The 15,894-nt window shown below is 74.5% G+C and carries 13 protein-coding genes; 7 read left to right on the forward strand and 6 right to left on the reverse strand.

The annotated features are described in order from the left end of the window. Positions 1-122: 122 nt before the first annotated feature. Positions 123-1,208, reverse strand: a complete 1,086-nt coding sequence (locus tag ACIRBY_RS17255) for a WD40/YVTN/BNR-like repeat-containing protein (protein ID WP_403901332.1) — start codon at positions 1,206-1,208, stop codon at positions 123-125. A gap of 483 nt (positions 1,209-1,691) precedes the next feature. On the opposite strand from ACIRBY_RS17255, the gene ACIRBY_RS17260 reads away from it, so the two are divergent. From ACIRBY_RS17260 to ACIRBY_RS17270, 3 genes are all read left to right on the forward strand, one after another. After that, entirely contained in the window at positions 1,692-2,108 is a 417-nt protein-coding gene (locus ACIRBY_RS17260; protein ID WP_403901334.1) for an SsgA family sporulation/cell division regulator, read from the forward strand. Positions 2,109-2,308: 200 nt separating this feature from the next. After that, a complete protein-coding gene (locus ACIRBY_RS17265) occupies positions 2,309-3,955 on the forward strand; it encodes an ABC-F family ATP-binding cassette domain-containing protein (RefSeq protein WP_403901335.1) in 1,647 nt (548 codons plus the stop codon). Between the two features lie 240 nt (positions 3,956-4,195). Further along, the gene (locus ACIRBY_RS17270; RefSeq protein WP_403901337.1) at positions 4,196-5,167 is read left to right on the forward strand and encodes an acyl-ACP desaturase; all 972 of its coding nucleotides are present in this window, start codon (positions 4,196-4,198) and stop codon (positions 5,165-5,167) included. A gap of 113 nt (positions 5,168-5,280) precedes the next feature. Here the strand turns inward: ACIRBY_RS17270 and ACIRBY_RS17275 are convergent, their stop codons facing one another. Further along, a complete protein-coding gene (locus ACIRBY_RS17275; RefSeq protein WP_366456261.1) occupies positions 5,281-5,517 on the reverse strand; it encodes a WhiB family transcriptional regulator in 237 nt (78 codons plus the stop codon). Between the two features lie 188 nt (positions 5,518-5,705). Here ACIRBY_RS17275 and ACIRBY_RS17280 point away from each other — a divergent pair, with 188 nt between their 5' ends. Then, the gene (locus ACIRBY_RS17280; protein WP_403901339.1) at positions 5,706-6,638 is read left to right on the forward strand and encodes a GDSL-type esterase/lipase family protein; all 933 of its coding nucleotides are present in this window, start codon (positions 5,706-5,708) and stop codon (positions 6,636-6,638) included. Between the two features lie 51 nt (positions 6,639-6,689). Here ACIRBY_RS17280 and ligD read toward each other — a convergent pair whose 3' ends face one another. Continuing rightward, a complete protein-coding gene (ligD, locus tag ACIRBY_RS17285; protein WP_403901341.1) occupies positions 6,690-7,721 on the reverse strand; it encodes a non-homologous end-joining DNA ligase in 1,032 nt (343 codons plus the stop codon). A gap of 75 nt (positions 7,722-7,796) precedes the next feature. Here ligD and ACIRBY_RS17290 point away from each other — a divergent pair, with 75 nt between their 5' ends. After that, a complete protein-coding gene (locus ACIRBY_RS17290; RefSeq protein WP_403901343.1) occupies positions 7,797-8,864 on the forward strand; it encodes an ATP-dependent DNA ligase in 1,068 nt (355 codons plus the stop codon). On the opposite strand, the gene ACIRBY_RS17295 is transcribed toward ACIRBY_RS17290, so the two are convergent. Continuing rightward, positions 8,828-10,348, reverse strand: coding sequence for an NAD(P)-binding protein (locus ACIRBY_RS17295; protein WP_403901345.1), 1,521 nt, complete (start codon positions 10,346-10,348; stop codon positions 8,828-8,830). The genes ACIRBY_RS17290 and ACIRBY_RS17295 overlap by 37 nt on opposite strands. Positions 10,349-10,533: 185 nt before the next feature. Between ACIRBY_RS17295 and ACIRBY_RS17300 the strand changes: the two genes are divergently transcribed. Together ACIRBY_RS17300 and ACIRBY_RS17305 are read left to right on the forward strand one after the other, a co-directional pair. Beyond that, entirely contained in the window at positions 10,534-11,121 is a 588-nt protein-coding gene (locus ACIRBY_RS17300; protein WP_403901346.1) for an NUDIX hydrolase, read from the forward strand. Positions 11,122-11,248: 127 nt separating this feature from the next. Continuing rightward, positions 11,249-12,349, forward strand: coding sequence for a serine hydrolase domain-containing protein (locus tag ACIRBY_RS17305; RefSeq protein WP_403901348.1), 1,101 nt, complete (start codon positions 11,249-11,251; stop codon positions 12,347-12,349). Between the two features lie 13 nt (positions 12,350-12,362). Here ACIRBY_RS17305 and ACIRBY_RS17310 read toward each other — a convergent pair whose 3' ends face one another. Together ACIRBY_RS17310 and ACIRBY_RS17315 are read right to left on the reverse strand one after the other, a co-directional pair. Further along, a complete protein-coding gene (locus tag ACIRBY_RS17310; RefSeq protein WP_403901636.1) occupies positions 12,363-14,339 on the reverse strand; it encodes an MDR family MFS transporter in 1,977 nt (658 codons plus the stop codon). A gap of 165 nt (positions 14,340-14,504) precedes the next feature. Further along, positions 14,505-15,863: a 6-phospho-beta-glucosidase gene (locus ACIRBY_RS17315; RefSeq protein ID WP_403901349.1), complete on the reverse strand. Its 1,359-nt coding sequence runs from the start codon at positions 15,861-15,863 to the stop codon at positions 14,505-14,507. Positions 15,864-15,894: the final 31 nt, after the last annotated feature.

Here is a 15,894-nt window from a genome sequence, read left to right on the forward strand (position 1 = left end):
CGCCCGCCCTTCAGCCGTCCCGCCCTTCCGCCGTTCCCAGGGGCTCCGCGCCTGGTGCGCTCGCACGCCGCGCGGGCCGGCTTTCGCGCACCGGTGCCGGAGGGTGGCGGGCTGGGCGGCGGTCAGCGGTGGGGTTCCAGGCGGGCCGCGCGGCCCTTCTCGCCCGCCGCCCAGCACGCGCCGTCCGCCGCGCAGGCGACGGTGTCGAACGAGCCCCCGTCCAGCGCCCGCCAGCTCCGCCCCGCGTCGAGCGTGACGTCCGTGCCCGTCGGCCCCACCGCCAGGGCGGCCGTGCGGCCGTACGGGTACCAGGCCGCGCCCGAGCGGTACGCCGCCGGCGGCGTGGCCGCCCGGGTCCAGCTGCGGCCTCCGTCGGCGGAGCGGGCCGCCGCCAGGGGCGAGGCCTGGCCCGTGCGGTGGTCGCCCCCGACCGCGAGGCCCGTCGTGCGGTCGCGGAAGGCCAGGGCGAAGACCCCGCGCGCCGGGTCCCCTCCCGGCAGGGTGGAGTCGGCGACCCGCCAGGTCAGTCCCCGGTCGGCGGAGTGCAGCACGCGCGCCGACGCCCCTCCCCCGGTGGCCAGCCAGACGTCCCGGGGCCCGGACGCCGCCAGGCACTGGCCGCTCGCGGCGAACCCGGCCTCGCCGGACAGCGCCTGCGGCATCCCGGCGTCCGGCAGGACCCGCCAGTCGCGCCCGCCGTCGTCGGTGGCCAGGACGCGGAACTTCCCGTCCACCGGGTCGCTCACGGCCAGCCCGTGCCGGGAGTCGAAGAAGGCCAGGCAGTCGTAGAAGGCCCGCGGGTCGGGGTTGCGGAAGGCCTCGGCCCAGTTCGCGCCGCCGTCCTCGGTCCGCAGGATCCGCGAGGCCCCGCCCTCCCCGATGGACAGCGCCACCGCCCGCCGCGCGTCGAAGGCCTCGATGTCGCGCAGTTCCAGCTGCTCCGCGACCGCGCCGGGCGGCGAGACGTCCTGCCAGCTGCGCCCGCCGTCGCGGGTGCGCAGCACCGTGCCCTTGGATCCGGCCAGCCAGGCCGTGTCGCGTCCGACGGCGGCCAGCCCGCGGAAGCGGACCCCCTGCGCGGCCGCCGGGCCGGTGTCCTTGAGGGCCCAGCCCGCGCCCCGCGGCCCGGCGGCGAGGAGGTCCGCCGCCCCGGCGTCCGCCCGCGCCGGCACGGCCACCACCGCCGCCAGCAGGGCTGCCGCGCACATGCCAACTCCCAGAAGTCTCATGGCGCGGGAAGCTAACGCACCCTCATTTCGCCGTCCAGGGCGCGGAACCGGCCGCGCGGTCCTCACGCGAAGGCCCCGCGGGCGTCCGGACCGGCGGAGGAGGGGGACCGGTCGACGACCGTGGCACGGTCGCCTCTCGGCCAACTGTTCCTGCCGGGGGGAACTGAGCGTGACCACCTCGGACCGGGGCGTCCGCAGGGAGTCCAGGGTGGTGCTTTGCGCCTGTGGAGTGAGCGGTAACCAGCCTTGTTGCGATCACTCGGGAGCCTGCGGCAAGGAGCCGGACCCCCTTCCCCACCCCCTCCACACGGTCACTCTGTGCGATCACACAGATGAGATCCGGCCAATCGGTGACGCAGCTCACGTCATCCGCCCTGCACGGATTTGCCGATTCCGGCGTCTATCCGGTTGCCGGGTTCCACCCCACAGCCCGGCAGCAGATCCGCTGCAAGGGAGCGAGCCTTGATCACTGTCATCGAGCAGGCCGTACAGGCACGGCTGGTCGCCACCGCCCCGAAGGTCGAGACCGTCCCCGTCACCCTCTGCTACGACCGCTCGGATCCCTTCGCCGTCCGCATGGCCTTCCCCGCCCTCGCCACGCTGGAGGGCGTCGAGGTCTCGTGGACCTTCGCGCGCGAGCTGCTGATGTCCGGGATCCGGCACCCGGCCGGCTGCGGCGACGTCCGCGTGCGCCCCTACGACGGGGACCGCACGACGATCGAGTTCCACGCGCCGGAGGGCGTGGCGATCGTGCTGATGACCACGGCCGAGGTCCGCGGGTTCCTGGAGCGCTCCCGCGAGCTCGTCCCGCCGGGTCTGGAGCACCGCTACCTGGACATGGACCACAGCCTGGACGAGCTGATGCGCGGCTCCTGCTGAGACCGCGGGGACACGACGGCTTAATCCGGTTGCGGGCGGCCCGGGCCGCCCGTAGCTTCATCGGCGACCCATCCCCGCCGAAACGGAGTAGGACATTGCTCTTCTGAGGTCCGAGACACCGACCACCACGCCCACACCTTCGTGACAGTCGGCTGTCTCCCCGCGTTGCACGCACCACTTCACGCAACCTGGAGGCCTCCATGAGTCATGCCCCTACCTTCGTCACCTGCTCCGCCCTCTCGTTCGACTGGCCCGACGGGACCCCCGTCCTCGAGGGGTTCCAGTGGACCGTGGGCCCCGGCCGCACCGGCCTGATCGGGCTCAACGGCTGCGGGAAGTCCACCCTGCTGAAGCTCGTCGCGGGCGCCCTGACCCCCTCCGGGGGCCAGGTCTCCGTGGCCGGCACCATCGGCTACCTCCCGCAGGACGCCACCCTCGACACCGCGCTCCGCGTGGACGAGGCGCTCGGCATCCGCACCGCCCGCACCGCCCTGCACGCCATCGAGGCGGGTGAGGCCACCGAGGCCAACTTCGCCGCCGTAGGCGACGACTGGGACGTGGAGGAGCGGGCCCTGGCCGTGCTCGACCAGCTCGGACTCGCCCGGATCGGCCTGGACCGCACCGTCGGCGAGCTGTCGGGCGGCGAGTGCGTCCTGCTGCGGCTGGCGGCCCTGCTGCTGGCCCGCCCGGACGTCCTGCTGCTGGACGAGCCCACCAACAACCTGGACCTGCGGGCCCGGCGCCGCCTCTACGCGGCCGTCGAGTCCTGGTCCGGGGTGATGGTGCTGGTCAGCCACGACCGGGAGCTGCTGGAGCGGGTCGACCAGATCGCCGACCTCCGCGACGGCGAAGTCCGCTGGTACGGCGGGAACTTCGGCGACTACGAGCGGATGCTCGCCGCCGAGCAGGAGTCGGCCGAGCGGATGGTCCGGGTCGCGGAGGCCGACGTCCAGCGCCAGAAGCGCGAACTGGCCGACGCACAGCTCAAATTGGCCCGCCGCAAGCGGTACGCGCAGAAGATGCACGACAGCAAGCGCGAGCCGAAGATCGTGATGAACGCCCGCAAGGGCGCCGCCCAGGAGTCGGCGGGCAAGCACCGCACGATGCACGCCGAGAAACTGGCGGACGCCCGCGAGCGGCTGGACCAGGCGGTGGACGCGGTGCGCGACGACGCCGCGATCCGCATCGAGCTGCCGGCCACTCAGGTTCCGCCCGGCCGGCGGGTGCTGACCCTGACCGATCTGCGCCTGGCCCACGGGGCGGGCGTGGAGGGCGAGTGGGAGGTCCGCGGTCCGGAGCGGATCGCGCTGGTCGGTGCGAACGGCTCCGGCAAGACGACGCTGCTGCGGACCCTCGCCGGGCTGCTGCCGCCCGTGTCGGGGGAGGCCGTGACGCACGTCCCGGCGCGTTTCCTGCCGCAGCGGCTGGACGTGCTGGACGACGCGCGCTCGGTCGTGGAGAACGTGGCGCGGTTCGCCCCGCACGCCTCCGACAACACGGTCCGGGCACGGCTCGCGCACTTCCTGTTCCGGGGCGCCAAGGCGGACCGCGCGGCCGGGACCCTCTCGGGCGGCGAGCGGTTCCGGGCGGCGCTGGCGGCGCTGCTGCTCGCCGAGCCGGCGCCGCAGCTGCTGATGCTGGACGAGCCGACGAACAGCCTGGACCTGGCGAGCGTGCGCCGGCTCGGCGAGGCCCTGGATGCGTACCGGGGCGCGCTGGTCGTGGCGAGCCACGACGTGCCGTTCCTGGAGTCGGTCGGGATCACGCGCTGGCTGCTGCTCGACGCCGAGCAGGGACTGCGGGCGACCTCGGCCGACGAGGTCCGCGCCTCGTTCTGGCAGGACTGATCCGGGCTCCCGCGGCCCGCCCCCCGGCCCCTCCCGCCGTCAAGGCCGGAGGGGCCGGCCACCTTCTGGCGTGATTCTCACCTTTGTGGAGGCTCTCGGGACCCCGTCCAACTGCATAGATAACCGGACGTAGCGGGACAGGCCGACGGGTGGGGCTTGGCTCGCCCTGATGTCGCGCTTAACCTACGAGACCGTAGGCTACGGAACCGTAGGTAATTCGCTTTGTCCCCAGGAGCACCCGTGACGATCACCTCTCCCCACCTCGGCAGCTCGGAGGCGTGGACCGACGCCAAGCTGCTGTACGCGCTGGAAGAGGTGGTCGAGAAGGAGCTCAACCGCCATCTGAAGGTCACCAAGGACTGGATGCCCCACGAGTACGTCCCGTGGAGCGACGCCCGGAACTTCCCGGGCTTCTTCGAGGACGGCGAGGCCTGGGACCCGCAGCAGTCCAAGGTCACCGACATCGGCAGGATCGCGCTGGTCGTCAACCTGCTGACCGAGGACAACCTCCCCAGCTACCACCACGAGATCGCGACCCTGTTCGGCCGCAACGGCGCCTGGGGCACCTGGGTGCACCGCTGGACCGCCGAGGAGGGCCGCCACGGCATCGTGATGCGCGACTACCTGCTCGCCTCGCGCGCGGTGGACCCGGACAAGCTGGAAGCCTTCCGGATGCAGCACATGTCGGAGGGCTTCGAGTCCGACAACAGCCACTCGATGCTGCACTCGGTGGCGTACGTGGCCTTCCAGGAGCTCGCGACCCGCATCTCGCACCGCAACACCGGCCACCAGTCCGGCGACCCGGTGTGCGACCGGATGCTGGCCCGCATCGCGCAGGACGAGAACCTGCACATGATCTTCTACCGGAACCTGCTGGCCGCGGCCTTCGAGATCGCCCCGGACCTGACGATGCAGGCCGTGCGCGATGTCGTCGTCAACTTCCGGATGCCCGGACACGGCATGCCCGGCTTCGAGCGGATGGCCGCGCAGATGGCGATCGGCGGGGTCTACAACCTGCGGATCCACCACGACGACGTGCTGAGCCCCGTGATCCGCTTCCTCAAGATCATGGACATCGACGGGCTGGGCCCCGAGGGGCAGAAGGCCCAGGAGGAGCTCGGGCTCTTCATGAACGGCCTGGACACCGAGGCCCGCAAGTTCGACGAGCGCCTGGCCGCGCGCGCCGCGCGCATGGCCGCCCGCCGGGGCTGAGGCCTCCGGTCCCGGCCGGCCCGGCCGGACTCCCGAACCCCTGGTGGACCCCCCGTTCCGCCAGGGGTTCCCTGCTGTCCGGAGCGGGCGGGCGTCCCGGCACCGGCACGCGGTCAGGCGCGCGGTCGCAGGGCCTGGCGCTCCGTCTCCGAGAGCCCGCCCCAGACGCCGAAGCGCTCGTCGTTGGCGAGGGCGTACTCCAGGCAGGCCGCCCTGCCCTCGCACGCCCCGCACAGCCGCTTCGCGTCCTGGACGGAGGAGCCCGGGTCCGGGAAGAAGAAGCTCGGGCCCGTCTGGGCGCACAGCGCGAGGTCGTACCAGGCGGGGGCGGTGGTGGTGTTCATCGACATGCGGCGATCCTGGGCGCGGGCGATGGACGTCCGATCAACAGCTGATCAACACCGGGCCGGAGCCCCTGCAGGACCTTCCTCCCGAAGCATCGCACCCCCCACTGACAACGCCCGCCCTCCCGCGCCGACGGGCGGCCGCTAGGGTGCGATGATCATCCTTTTTTTCGACGAAAGGCCTGGCGCCCGCGGTGACCGAGTCACGACCCCACGCCCTGTTCTCCTTCGGCACCCTGAGGAACGGGCGCGTCCAGACCGCCCTCTTCGGCCGCGCCGTGCCCAGCTCCCCGGCCTCGCTGGTGGGCCACACGACCCGGCCCCTGAAGATCACCGACCCGGAGGTGATCGCCGCCAGCGGCCTCGACGTCCACCTGACCCTGGAATGCCGGCTGGGCTCCACCGTCGAGGGCTCCGTCCTGCGCCTCACCGACGAGGAGCTGGCCGCCGCCGACGCCTACGAGGTGGACGACTACGCCCGCCGGCGGGTGCTGCTGTCCTCCGGCGAGAGCGCCTGGGCCTACCTGGACGCGAACCCGCTGCGCTCGGCGGCGCGGATCGTGATCGCCGGCGACAGCATCGCCTACGGGCGCTGCGACCCGCAGGGCGGCTGGGCGGCCCGGCTCGCCGCCCGCCACATCGCCGCCGACGAGACGGCCCACCGGGTCTTCAACCTGGCCGTCCCGGGCAGCACCCTGGCCGACGTCGCCGAGCAGACCCCCGGCCTCCTCGCCGCGCGGCGCCCGGACACCCTCCTGGTCGCCGCGGGCATCAACGACTCGGCCGTGCCGGCGGACGCCCCGGATCCGGACCCGGCCGGCCCGGAGCACCTCGGGGCGGCCCTCGCCTCCCTGGCGGCCACGGCCCGGGACCACAACGCCCGCCTGGTGGTCCTCGGCCCCGTCTGGCTGGACGAGTCCCGCACGGCCGACTACGAGGGCCTGCGCTTCACCGAGGCCCGGGCCCTGGACCTGCGCGAGTCCCTCCGCGCCTGGTGCGCGGAGAACCACGTCGACCACATCGACCCCTGGGACCTCCTGCGCGACCGCCCCGACCTCCTCGTGGACGGGATCCATCCGACCCCGGAGGGCCACGAGGCCCTCCACCGCCACCTCACGGCCGGCTAGGAGGCGGCCGGGAGCCCCGGGGGATGCGGGCACGGCCGGGGCCGCGGCCGTTCAGGCCTCCGGCTCCGCGTGCTTCGCGCGGCTCGGCTGGACGCGTTTGGGTTCGCCCGGCATCTTCGGGTGGTCCGGGGGGTAGGGCATGTCGCCCAGGCCGTGGTCGCGCTCGTCGCGGGCCGCGCGTTCCAGCACGGCCTCCAGGCCGAACGCGTGCTCGTCCATCTCGGCGTGCAGGTCGCCGAGTGCGGCGAAGCGGGCCGGCATCGTCACGATGTCGAAGTCGCGCGGCTCCGCGTCGTCCAGCTCCTCCCAGCGCAGGGGCGCCGAGACCGGGGCGTGCGGGCGGGGCCGGACGGAGTAGGCGGAGGCGATGGTCCGGTCGCGGGCGGTCTGGTTGTAGTCGACGAAGATCCGCTCGCCGCGCTCCTCCTTCCACCACGCCGTCGTGACCTCGCCGGGCATCCGCCGCTCCAGCTCCCGGCCCAGGGCGATCGCGCACCGGCGGACCTCGGTGAAGGTCCAGCGCGGCTCGATCGGCACGAACACGTGCAGGCCGCGCCCGCCCGAGGTCTTGGGCCAGCCGCGCAGCCCCACCTCGTCCAGGAGGGCGCGCAGCTCGTGCGCGGCCGCCACCGCGTGGTGGTAGTCGGTGCCCGGCTGCGGGTCCAGGTCGATGCGCAGCTCGTCCGGCCGGTCGGTGTCCCCGCGGCGGACCGGCCAGGGGTGGAAGGTGAGGCAGCCCAGGTTGGCGGCCCACAGGACGGCGGCGGGCTCGGTGGGGCAGATCTCGTCCGCCGAACGGCCGCTGGGAAAGGTGATGTGGGCGGTCGGGATCCAGTCGGGCAGGTTCTTCGGGGCCCGTTTCTGGAAGAAGGACTCCCCCTCGACGCCGTCCGGGTAGCGCTCCAGGGTGGTGGGGCGGTCGCGCAGGGCGCGGGTGATCCCGTCGGCGACGGCCAGGTAGTACTCGGCGACGTCCCGCTTGGTGAGCCCGCGCTCCGGGAAGTACACCTTGTCCGGGCTGGACAGGCGTACCGCCCGCCCGCCCGCGTCGATCTCCACCGCGCCGCCCTTGCCCGTGCCCATGGGCGCCACGGTAGGCGGGCGCGTGCGGACGCGCACACCGGGCGCGCCCGCCCGTACCACCGCAGAATCGGGGGCATGGACCTGCCGGTGATGCCTCCCGTGAAGCCGATGCTCGCCAAGTCCTCGGCGAGGATCCCGCCCGGCATGCAGTACGAGGCCAAATGGGACGGCTTCCGGGCGATCGTCCACCGCGACGGGGACGAGGTGGTCGTCGGCAGCCGCACCGGCAAGGACCTGGCCCGGTACTTCCCCGAGCTGGTGGCGGCGCTGAAGGAGAACCTGCCGGCCCGCTGCGTGGTCGACGGGGAGATCGTGATCGTGCACGGCGGGCGGCTCGACTTCGACCGGCTGACCGAGCGGATCCACCCGGCCGCCTCCCGCGTGAGGCTCCTCGCCGAGACCACCCCGGCCGCCTTCGTCGCCTTCGACCTGCTCGCCCTCGGCGACGAGGCCCTCCTCGACACCCCGCTCGCCGAACGCCGCAGCGCCCTGGTCCACACCCTCTCCACAGCCCGGCCCCCCGTGCACCTCGCGCCCGCGACCACCGACCCCGCGCTCGCGCGGGAGTGGTTCGAGCGGTTCGAAGGCGCCGGACTCGACGGGGTCGTCGCGAAACCCCTCGATCTCCCCTACCGGCCCGACGCCCGCCTGATGTTCAAGATCAAGCACGAGCGTACGGCCGACGTCGTCCTCGCCGGATTCCGTTTCCACAAGAGCGGTCCGATCATCGGATCGCTGCTCCTGGGCCTCTACGACGGCCACGGCGCGCTCCAGCACGTGGGCGTCTGCGCCGCCTTCCCGATGAAGCGCCGCGCCGAGCTCGTCGAGGAGCTGGAACCCCTGCGGATGCCGGACGCCGAGGGGCACCCGTGGGCGTCGTGGACCGAGGAGGCCGCGCACGAGGGCGCCCGGCTGCCCGGTGCGCAGAGCCGCTGGACGGGGAAGAAGGACCTCTCGTGGGTGCCGCTGCGCCCCGAGCGGGTCTGCGAGGTGAAGTACGACCACATGGAGGGCGACCGCTTCCGGCACACCGCGCAGTTCGTCCGCTGGCGCCCCGACCGCACCCCGGGTGAGTGCACGTACGGGCAGCTGGAGGAGGTCGTCGGCTACGACCTGGCCGAGGTGCTGGGCGGCGCGGGCTGAGGGGACGGGGCGGCCGAGGCCGTGAGCTCCTCCCACCGCGCCCGGTCGGGGCCCACCGCGTGGGGCGCCCAGCCGGGCCGCTCCGCGAGCCAGCGGGCCACCGCGGCCCGGACCGCGGGGTCCGCGTAGGCCCGGGCGGGTGGTTCGGCCAGGTGCCGGACCCTGGCCCGGGCCCGCATCACCACCGGGTCCTCCAGCGCGCACTCGAACAGGGCGGCCGCATCCCGCACCCGGTCGGCGCGGACCGGTCGGCCTCCCGGCACGCGCCCGCCGGCCGCACCCGCCTGCCCCGTCCCGACGGCCCCGTCCCCAGCCCCCGCATCCGTCCCCGCCCCCGCCGCGAGGCGCTCCCCCACGGCCGCGTCCGCGCCGGCCTGGAAGTCGAACCAGGGCTTCAGGGTGCGCAGCGCCCAGCCGTGGTAGCCGGCGGCGAAGCCGGGCGAGCCCGGGTCCCGGTGGGCCGTCCGGGTCACGCGGTCGGCCGCCCACAGCGCGAGGGAGGTCCCCTGGGCCAGGGTCGGATTGGTGTGCGCGAGGGCGTCCCCGACGGGGACCATCCCGCTCACCACGGGGCCCCGCCCGTCGGCCAGGGGGCTCCACCGGTTGTCCAGGCCCGCGGTGGCCAGGACCGCCGACAGCGGTTCGGCGCCCAGGCCGAGCCAGGCGGCGCCGGGCGGGAAGGCCCGGGCGGCGGCCTCGAAGACGGCCGGATCGCGCAGGGCGGCCCGGGTGGGGTCCCCGGTGTGGGCGAACACGGTCACGGCGAAGACCCGGTTGTCGGACGGGAAGACGGCGCAGCCCGCGAAGGCGCCGCCGGTCACCGTCCAGGGCCGGCGCGGCCCCTCGTCCACCCCGTCGGGCAGCCGGTACCAGCGGCAGAAGTAGGCCAGGCCGGTGCGGTGCCGCTCGACGGTGGCCGGGCGGCAGCCGACCGCGGCCAGCAGGGGCGCGGAGCCGCCGCGGCGGCCGCCGGCGTCCACCACGAGGTCGCCCGCGTAGGCGCCGCCCGGGGTGCTCACCCCGGTGATCCCGGGCTGCGCGCCCCCTGCCGCGGTCAGCCCGGTGACCGGCTCGCCGTAGCGCACCACCGCACCCGGTTCCGCGCGCAGGGCGGTGGTCAGCGCGCTCTCCAGCACGATGCGCCGGGCCTGGAGAAGCACCAGGTCCTCGTCGCCGGGGCGCGCCGGCGGGCGTTCGTCGAACCAGTCGAGCTCGTGCCGCTCGCGGGCGCCGAGCCGGAGCATCTCGGCGTGCACGTCGGGCAGCTCGCCGCGGAGCACCGCCCGGGCGGCGCCGAGCAGGACGTGCGGCTGGGCCGCCTGGGGCACGCCCGGGCGGCGCCAGTCGAAGAAGTCCCGGTCGAGGGCGGTCCCGGGGGCGCGGGCGTCCCGTTCGAAGACCTCGGCGGTGTGTCCGCGCCGGGCCGCGAGCAGGGCCGTGGCCAGCCCCGCCACCCCGCCGCCGATCACCAGCAGATGTGCCATGGCGCGCCCCCCGGGCCGGTGTACGTACGACGATCGGACCGACAGAGCCTGCGCGCACGGCGCCTGGCCGAAACTCGTACACCCGTCCGAGGGGCGGGCGTGCACCGCCTTGACGCGCCGTCTCCCCGCGGCGGCGCATGGGAGAATGGCCGCTCCCCGCAGGACGACGGACAGGACCGCACCGCGTGACGTCCCAGAACCCCGAACCCACCGGCGCCCCGCGCGCCGTCCCCGGGCCGAACGCCGTCGTCGGCGTGGGGCTGGTCGTCCTCGGCCCCGACGGGCGGGTGCTGCTCGGCCAGGCGCACGACGGCCGCTGGGAGCTGCCCGGCGGCAAGGTCGACCCCGGGGAGGGCTTCGAGCGGGCCGCCGCGCGGGAGCTCGCCGAGGAGACGGGCCTGCGCACCGCCCCGGAGGCCGTCGAGGTGCTGGCCGTCCACCTCTCCTCCACGGCCACCGACGTGACCCGCCTGACGGCGGCCGCCCTCACCCGCTCCGCCGAGGGCACCCCGGCGGTGACCGAGCCGCACAAGATCGTCCGGTGGCGCTGGTTCGCCCCGGCGGAGATCCCCGGGGCGCTGTACGCCCCTTCGGCGGCGGTCCTGCGCGCCTGGCGCCCCGACCTCCCGAACCTGCCCGCCGTCCCCCACCACGACTACCCCACCGGCCGCACCGACCAGACCGTTTCCGAGTCGGGATGCGGCATCCCCTCGCACCGGCGTCCCGCGGTACTGCCGGTCCCTCCGCTCGGCTGTGAACCTGACGAGCCGTGACGTGTCAAGGGGGGTGGCCGCCCTCCCCTTCGGGGGCCGAGCGCAATGATCTCGGGTCGGGGTCCTGGCAGAGTCGTCGTCAAGCGACCGGCCGGCCCGGGCGGGTCCGTGATCAGGGGGAGAGCTCATGCACCGCACGTCGATCGCCACCGCGGTCCTGCTCGCCGCGGCAGTCATCGGGGCGTCCGTCCCCGAGGCGGCGGCCCGGCCGGTCGACCCGGTGCAGCGGCAGCTGGACCTGCTCGTCACCGGCGACGGCGTCCCGGGCGCGCTGGCGTACGACGGCAGGTCGACGCGTACGGCCGGTGTCGCGGACAGGGAGTCGGGCCGGCCCATGGTCGACGAACGGGGGCGGATCCGGCTGGCCAGCGACACCAAGGCGTTCACGGCGACGGCCGTGATGCGCCTGGTGGCGGACGGGCGGATCCGACTCGACGACAACGCCGGCCGCTACGTACCGCAGCTCGCCGAACGCACCGTCACCATCCGGCAGCTGCTCAAGCAGACCAGCGGTCTGCCGGAGTACACCGCCCTGGTCGACTGGACCCGGCCCGGCACATCGCAGGACTACCTGGCCCTCGCGCTCAGGGAGGAGCCGGTCTTCGCTCCCGGCAGCGACTGGGGATACTCCAACACCAACTACCTGGCACTCGGCATGGTCATCGACAAGGTGTCGGGGGTCGGCTTCCGCACGTACGTCGAACGCACGATCCTGCGCCCGCTGCACCTGGACGACACCTACTGGCCCGCACCCGGCGAGCTGGCGCTGCGCGGACCGCACGCCCGCAACTACGGCATCCACCCGGCCGCCCCGGAGGCCGGCCGAGTGGACGTGACCGAGCTCCCCGGCTACGAGTTCGGTGCGTCCGGCGGCCTCGTCTCCACACCGAAGGACCTCAACGCCTTCTGGGACGGACTGTTCGGCGGCCGCCTCCTGCCCGACTGGGCCCTGCGCCAGATGACCCGGGACACCACCGCGGTCGGCGGGCGCGACGTCTACCCGGCGGGCAGCCGCTACGGCTACGGCATCGCCTCGATCCCGCTCAGCTGCGGCGGCGTCTACTGGGGCCACGGGGGCGACCTGCCCGGCAGTTCGGTGGGCGGGGGCCGCGCCACGGCGGGCCGCGGGACCGTGACCGTCTACACCACGACCTGGACCGCCGAGGGCGAGGGCCTCCGCCACCTCCAAGGGGCGGTGGACGCGGCCTTGTGCACCAAGCGCCCCTAGGGGCCGGAAGGCCCTAGACCTGCTGCCGGGGTGCGAAGTCGCCCTCGCGGAGGTCCTCCGCGAGCAGCCGCTTGGCGATCGCGTCCGACGCCGCCCTCAGCTCCGCGCTGCGCGGGCGGCCGCGGTCGCGCTCCAGCTGGTCGCCGAGCCACTGCGCCCAGGCGGCGGAGATGACGTCGGCCTCCCGCTGCCCGCCCCGCGTCAGGCTGAAGTATCCGTTCTGCCGGGTCAGGTAACCCTCCTCCACCATCCGGTCGAAGACCGGCAGCAGCACTTCCGGCGGCAGCGACCGGCGGGAGGCGATCAGTCCCAGGCCGGCGTGCCCGACCGTGCGGGTCAGCAGGTCCACCTGCATCACGGCCCACGCGCCGGCCATGTCCAGCCGGGTGTCGGAGGCCTCGACGATGCCGCGGGCCTGCTGCGGCCCCATGGTCCGTACGAGCTTGCCCACGGCCAGCTCCAGCAGCTTGGCCGAGTCCCCCGAGGCCGTGGCCGGCGAGGCGAAGCCGTCGCCCATGTCCGTGGACGCGGCGCGGACGCTGTCGCGCAGCCGGACCTGCTTGAGGAAGAGGGCGACGACGAAGCCGACGACGGCCACCGGCACGGTCCACAGGAACACGGTGTGCAGGGCCTGGGCGTACGCGTCGACGATCGGGCCGGCCGCCGCCGGGTCGAGGGCGTGCACCCCCCGGGGGCTCTGCGCGGCGGCCGCGAGCCGCGCCGGGTCCTCGCCGGTGGCCCGGGCGGCCCGCGCCACGGCGGCCTCCAGCCCGGGCGCCAGGCCGTTGGCGTAGATCGTCCCGAAGGCGGCGGTCCCGAACGCGCTGCCCAGCGTGCGGAAGAAGGTGACGCCGGAGGTGGCCGTGCCGAGGTCGGCGTAGTCCACGGTGTTCTGCACGGCGATGGTGAGCACCTGCATGCACAGGCCGATCCCGGCGCCGAGGACCAGCATGTACAGCGATTCCCGCCAGGGCCCGGTGTCCGCGTCCATCCCCGACAGCAGGTACAGGCCGACGCCCATCACCGCGCAGCCCACGATGGGGAAGATCCGGTACCGGCCGGTCCGGCCGGTGACGCCGCCGCTGAAGACGGACGCGGCCAGCAGGCCGAAGACCAGGGGCAGCGTCCGTACGCCCGACAGGGTGGCCGAGTCCCCGTCCACGTACTGGAGGTAGGTCGGCAGGAAGGTCATCGCGCCGAGCATGGCGAAGCCGACGACGAAGCTGAGCACCGAGCACACCGTGAACACGGGGTTGCGGAACAGCCGCATCGGCAGCATGGGTTCGGCCGCCCGGGTCTCCGCCAGGCAGAACAGCCCGAACGCCAGGACCCCGCCCGCCAGCAGTCCGACGATCACGGCGGAGTTCCACGGGTACTCGTTCCCGCCCCAGCTGGTGGCCAGGATCAGCGCGCTCGACCCGACGGTGACCAGGGCGATGCCCGCGTAGTCGATGCGCGGCCGCCCCGGGGTGCGTACCGAGGGGACGGTGCGGGCGGCCGCGACGACCACCAGCACGGCGAGGGGGACGTTGACGTAGAAGGCCCAGCGCCAGCTCAGGTGGTCGGTGAACAACCCGCCGAGCAGGGGCCCGATGACGGTGGCGACGCCGAAGACCGCACCGATCGCCCCCTGGTAGACGCCGCGTTCCCGCAGCGGGACCACGTCCGCGATGAGCGCCATCGAGGTGACCATGAGGCCGCCGGCGCCGAAGCCCTGGAGGCCCCGCCACAGGATCAGCAGGGACATGTTCGAGGCGAGGCCGCAGAGGAACGAGCCGGTGACGAAGACGACCGCGGAGATCTGAAAGACGATCTTCCGGCCGAAGAGGTCGCCGAACTTCCCGACGAGCACGGTCGCGACGGTCTCCGCGAGGAGGTACGCGGTCACCACCCAGGCCATGTGGTCCCCGCCGCCGAGGTCCCCCACGATCGTCGGGAGCGCGGTGCCCACGATCGTCTGGTCGAGGGCGGCCAGCAGCACGGCGAGCATGATCGTGCCGAAGACGACGCGCCGCCGCCGCCGGTCGAGCGCGGGCGGCGGCGCGGCCGTGGCGGGGGCGGTGGTCACCCTCGCACTGTCACAGCCGCCCGCCCCTGCCGCATGCCGCAAGCCGCCGTACGGGTGAACCCGCCGGAGGCCCGCCGGAACCCGGGCTCAGCGCAGGTGGGCGAGCCCCGGGTGCTCCGCCGCGTACCCGTCCAGCAGCCGGCGTGCCACGGTCACCGAGTCCACCAGCGGGTGCAGCGCGAAGGCCTTGACGGCGTCCGCCCGCGAGCCGCTCCCCGCGGCGGCCAGGACCGCCCGCTCGGCCGCCTTCACCGAGGTCACCAGCCCCACCGCGTGGAGGGGCAGCGGGGCCACGGACACCGGGTGGGCCCCGTTCGCGTCGACCGCGCAGGGCACCTCGATCACCGCCTCCGCGTCCAGCACGGACAGGGTCGAGCCGTTGCGGACGTTGAGGATCAGCGTCGTCCGCTCGTTGCGGGCGATGGCCCGCATCAGCGCCAGGGCCACCTTCTCGTAGCCGCCGGACTCCAGGTCGCTCTCCTCGCGCTCCCCGACGCCCGCCACCTCGCGGTTCTCCGACATGTACGTGGCCTCGCGCTCGGCCCGGGTCCGGTCCCAGGCGGCGAGCGCCGCCCCGGCGGGCTGCCCGGGCCGGCCGGCCTCGGCGTAGAAGCCGCGCTGCTGGTCGCGCAGGAAGGCCCCGCGCGTCCGCTCGGCCTCCTGGTAGGCCCGCACGGTGTCGCGGTTGAAGTAGTAGTAGTGCAGGTACTCGTTCGGGATCGCGCCCAGCGAGCGCAGCCAGTCGGCCCCGAAGAGGCGTCCCTCCTCGAAGGACTCCAGCGCCTCGCCGTCGGCCAGCAGCCGGGGCAGTTCGTCGCGCCCGCCGACGTGCAGTCCGCGCACCCAGCCGAGGTGGTTGAGGCCGACGTAGTCGATCCAGGCCTCCTCGGGGCGGGCGACGCCCAGGAGGCGGGCGATCCGGCGGCCGAGGCCGACCGGCGAGTCGCAGATGCCGATGACCCGCCCGCCCAGTTCCTCGGACATCGCCTCGGTGACCACCCCGGCGGGGTTGGTGAAGTTGATGACCCAGGCGTCCGGGGCGGTCCGGGCGATCCGGCTGGCCAGCTCCCGCGCCACCGGGACGGTCCGCAGGCCGTAGGCGACACCGCCCGCGCCGACCGTCTCCTGGCCCAGCACCCCCTCGGCCAGGGCGATCCGCTCGTCCGCCGCGCGCCCCTCCAGGCCGCCGACGCGGATGGCCGAGAAGACGAAGTCGGCTCCGCGCAGGGCCTCGTCCAGGTCCCGGGTGGCGGTGACCTCGGGGGCGTCCGCCTCCTTGGAGGCGGCGGCCTGGTCGGCTAGCACCCGGGCCATGGCGGCGAGCCGCACGGGGTCCTCGTCGTAGAGGGTCACCCGGGACACCCGGCCCTCGGCGTGGTCGCCGAGCAGTGCTCCGTAGACGAGCGGGACGCGGAATCCGCCCCCGCCGAGGATGGTCAACCGCACGCCCCTACCGTCCTTCCGGCCTTTCGAGGTA

The sequence above is a fragment of the Streptomyces sp. NPDC096136 genome (assembly GCF_044763325.1).
Classification (GTDB): Bacteria; Actinomycetota; Actinomycetes; order Streptomycetales; family Streptomycetaceae; genus Streptomyces.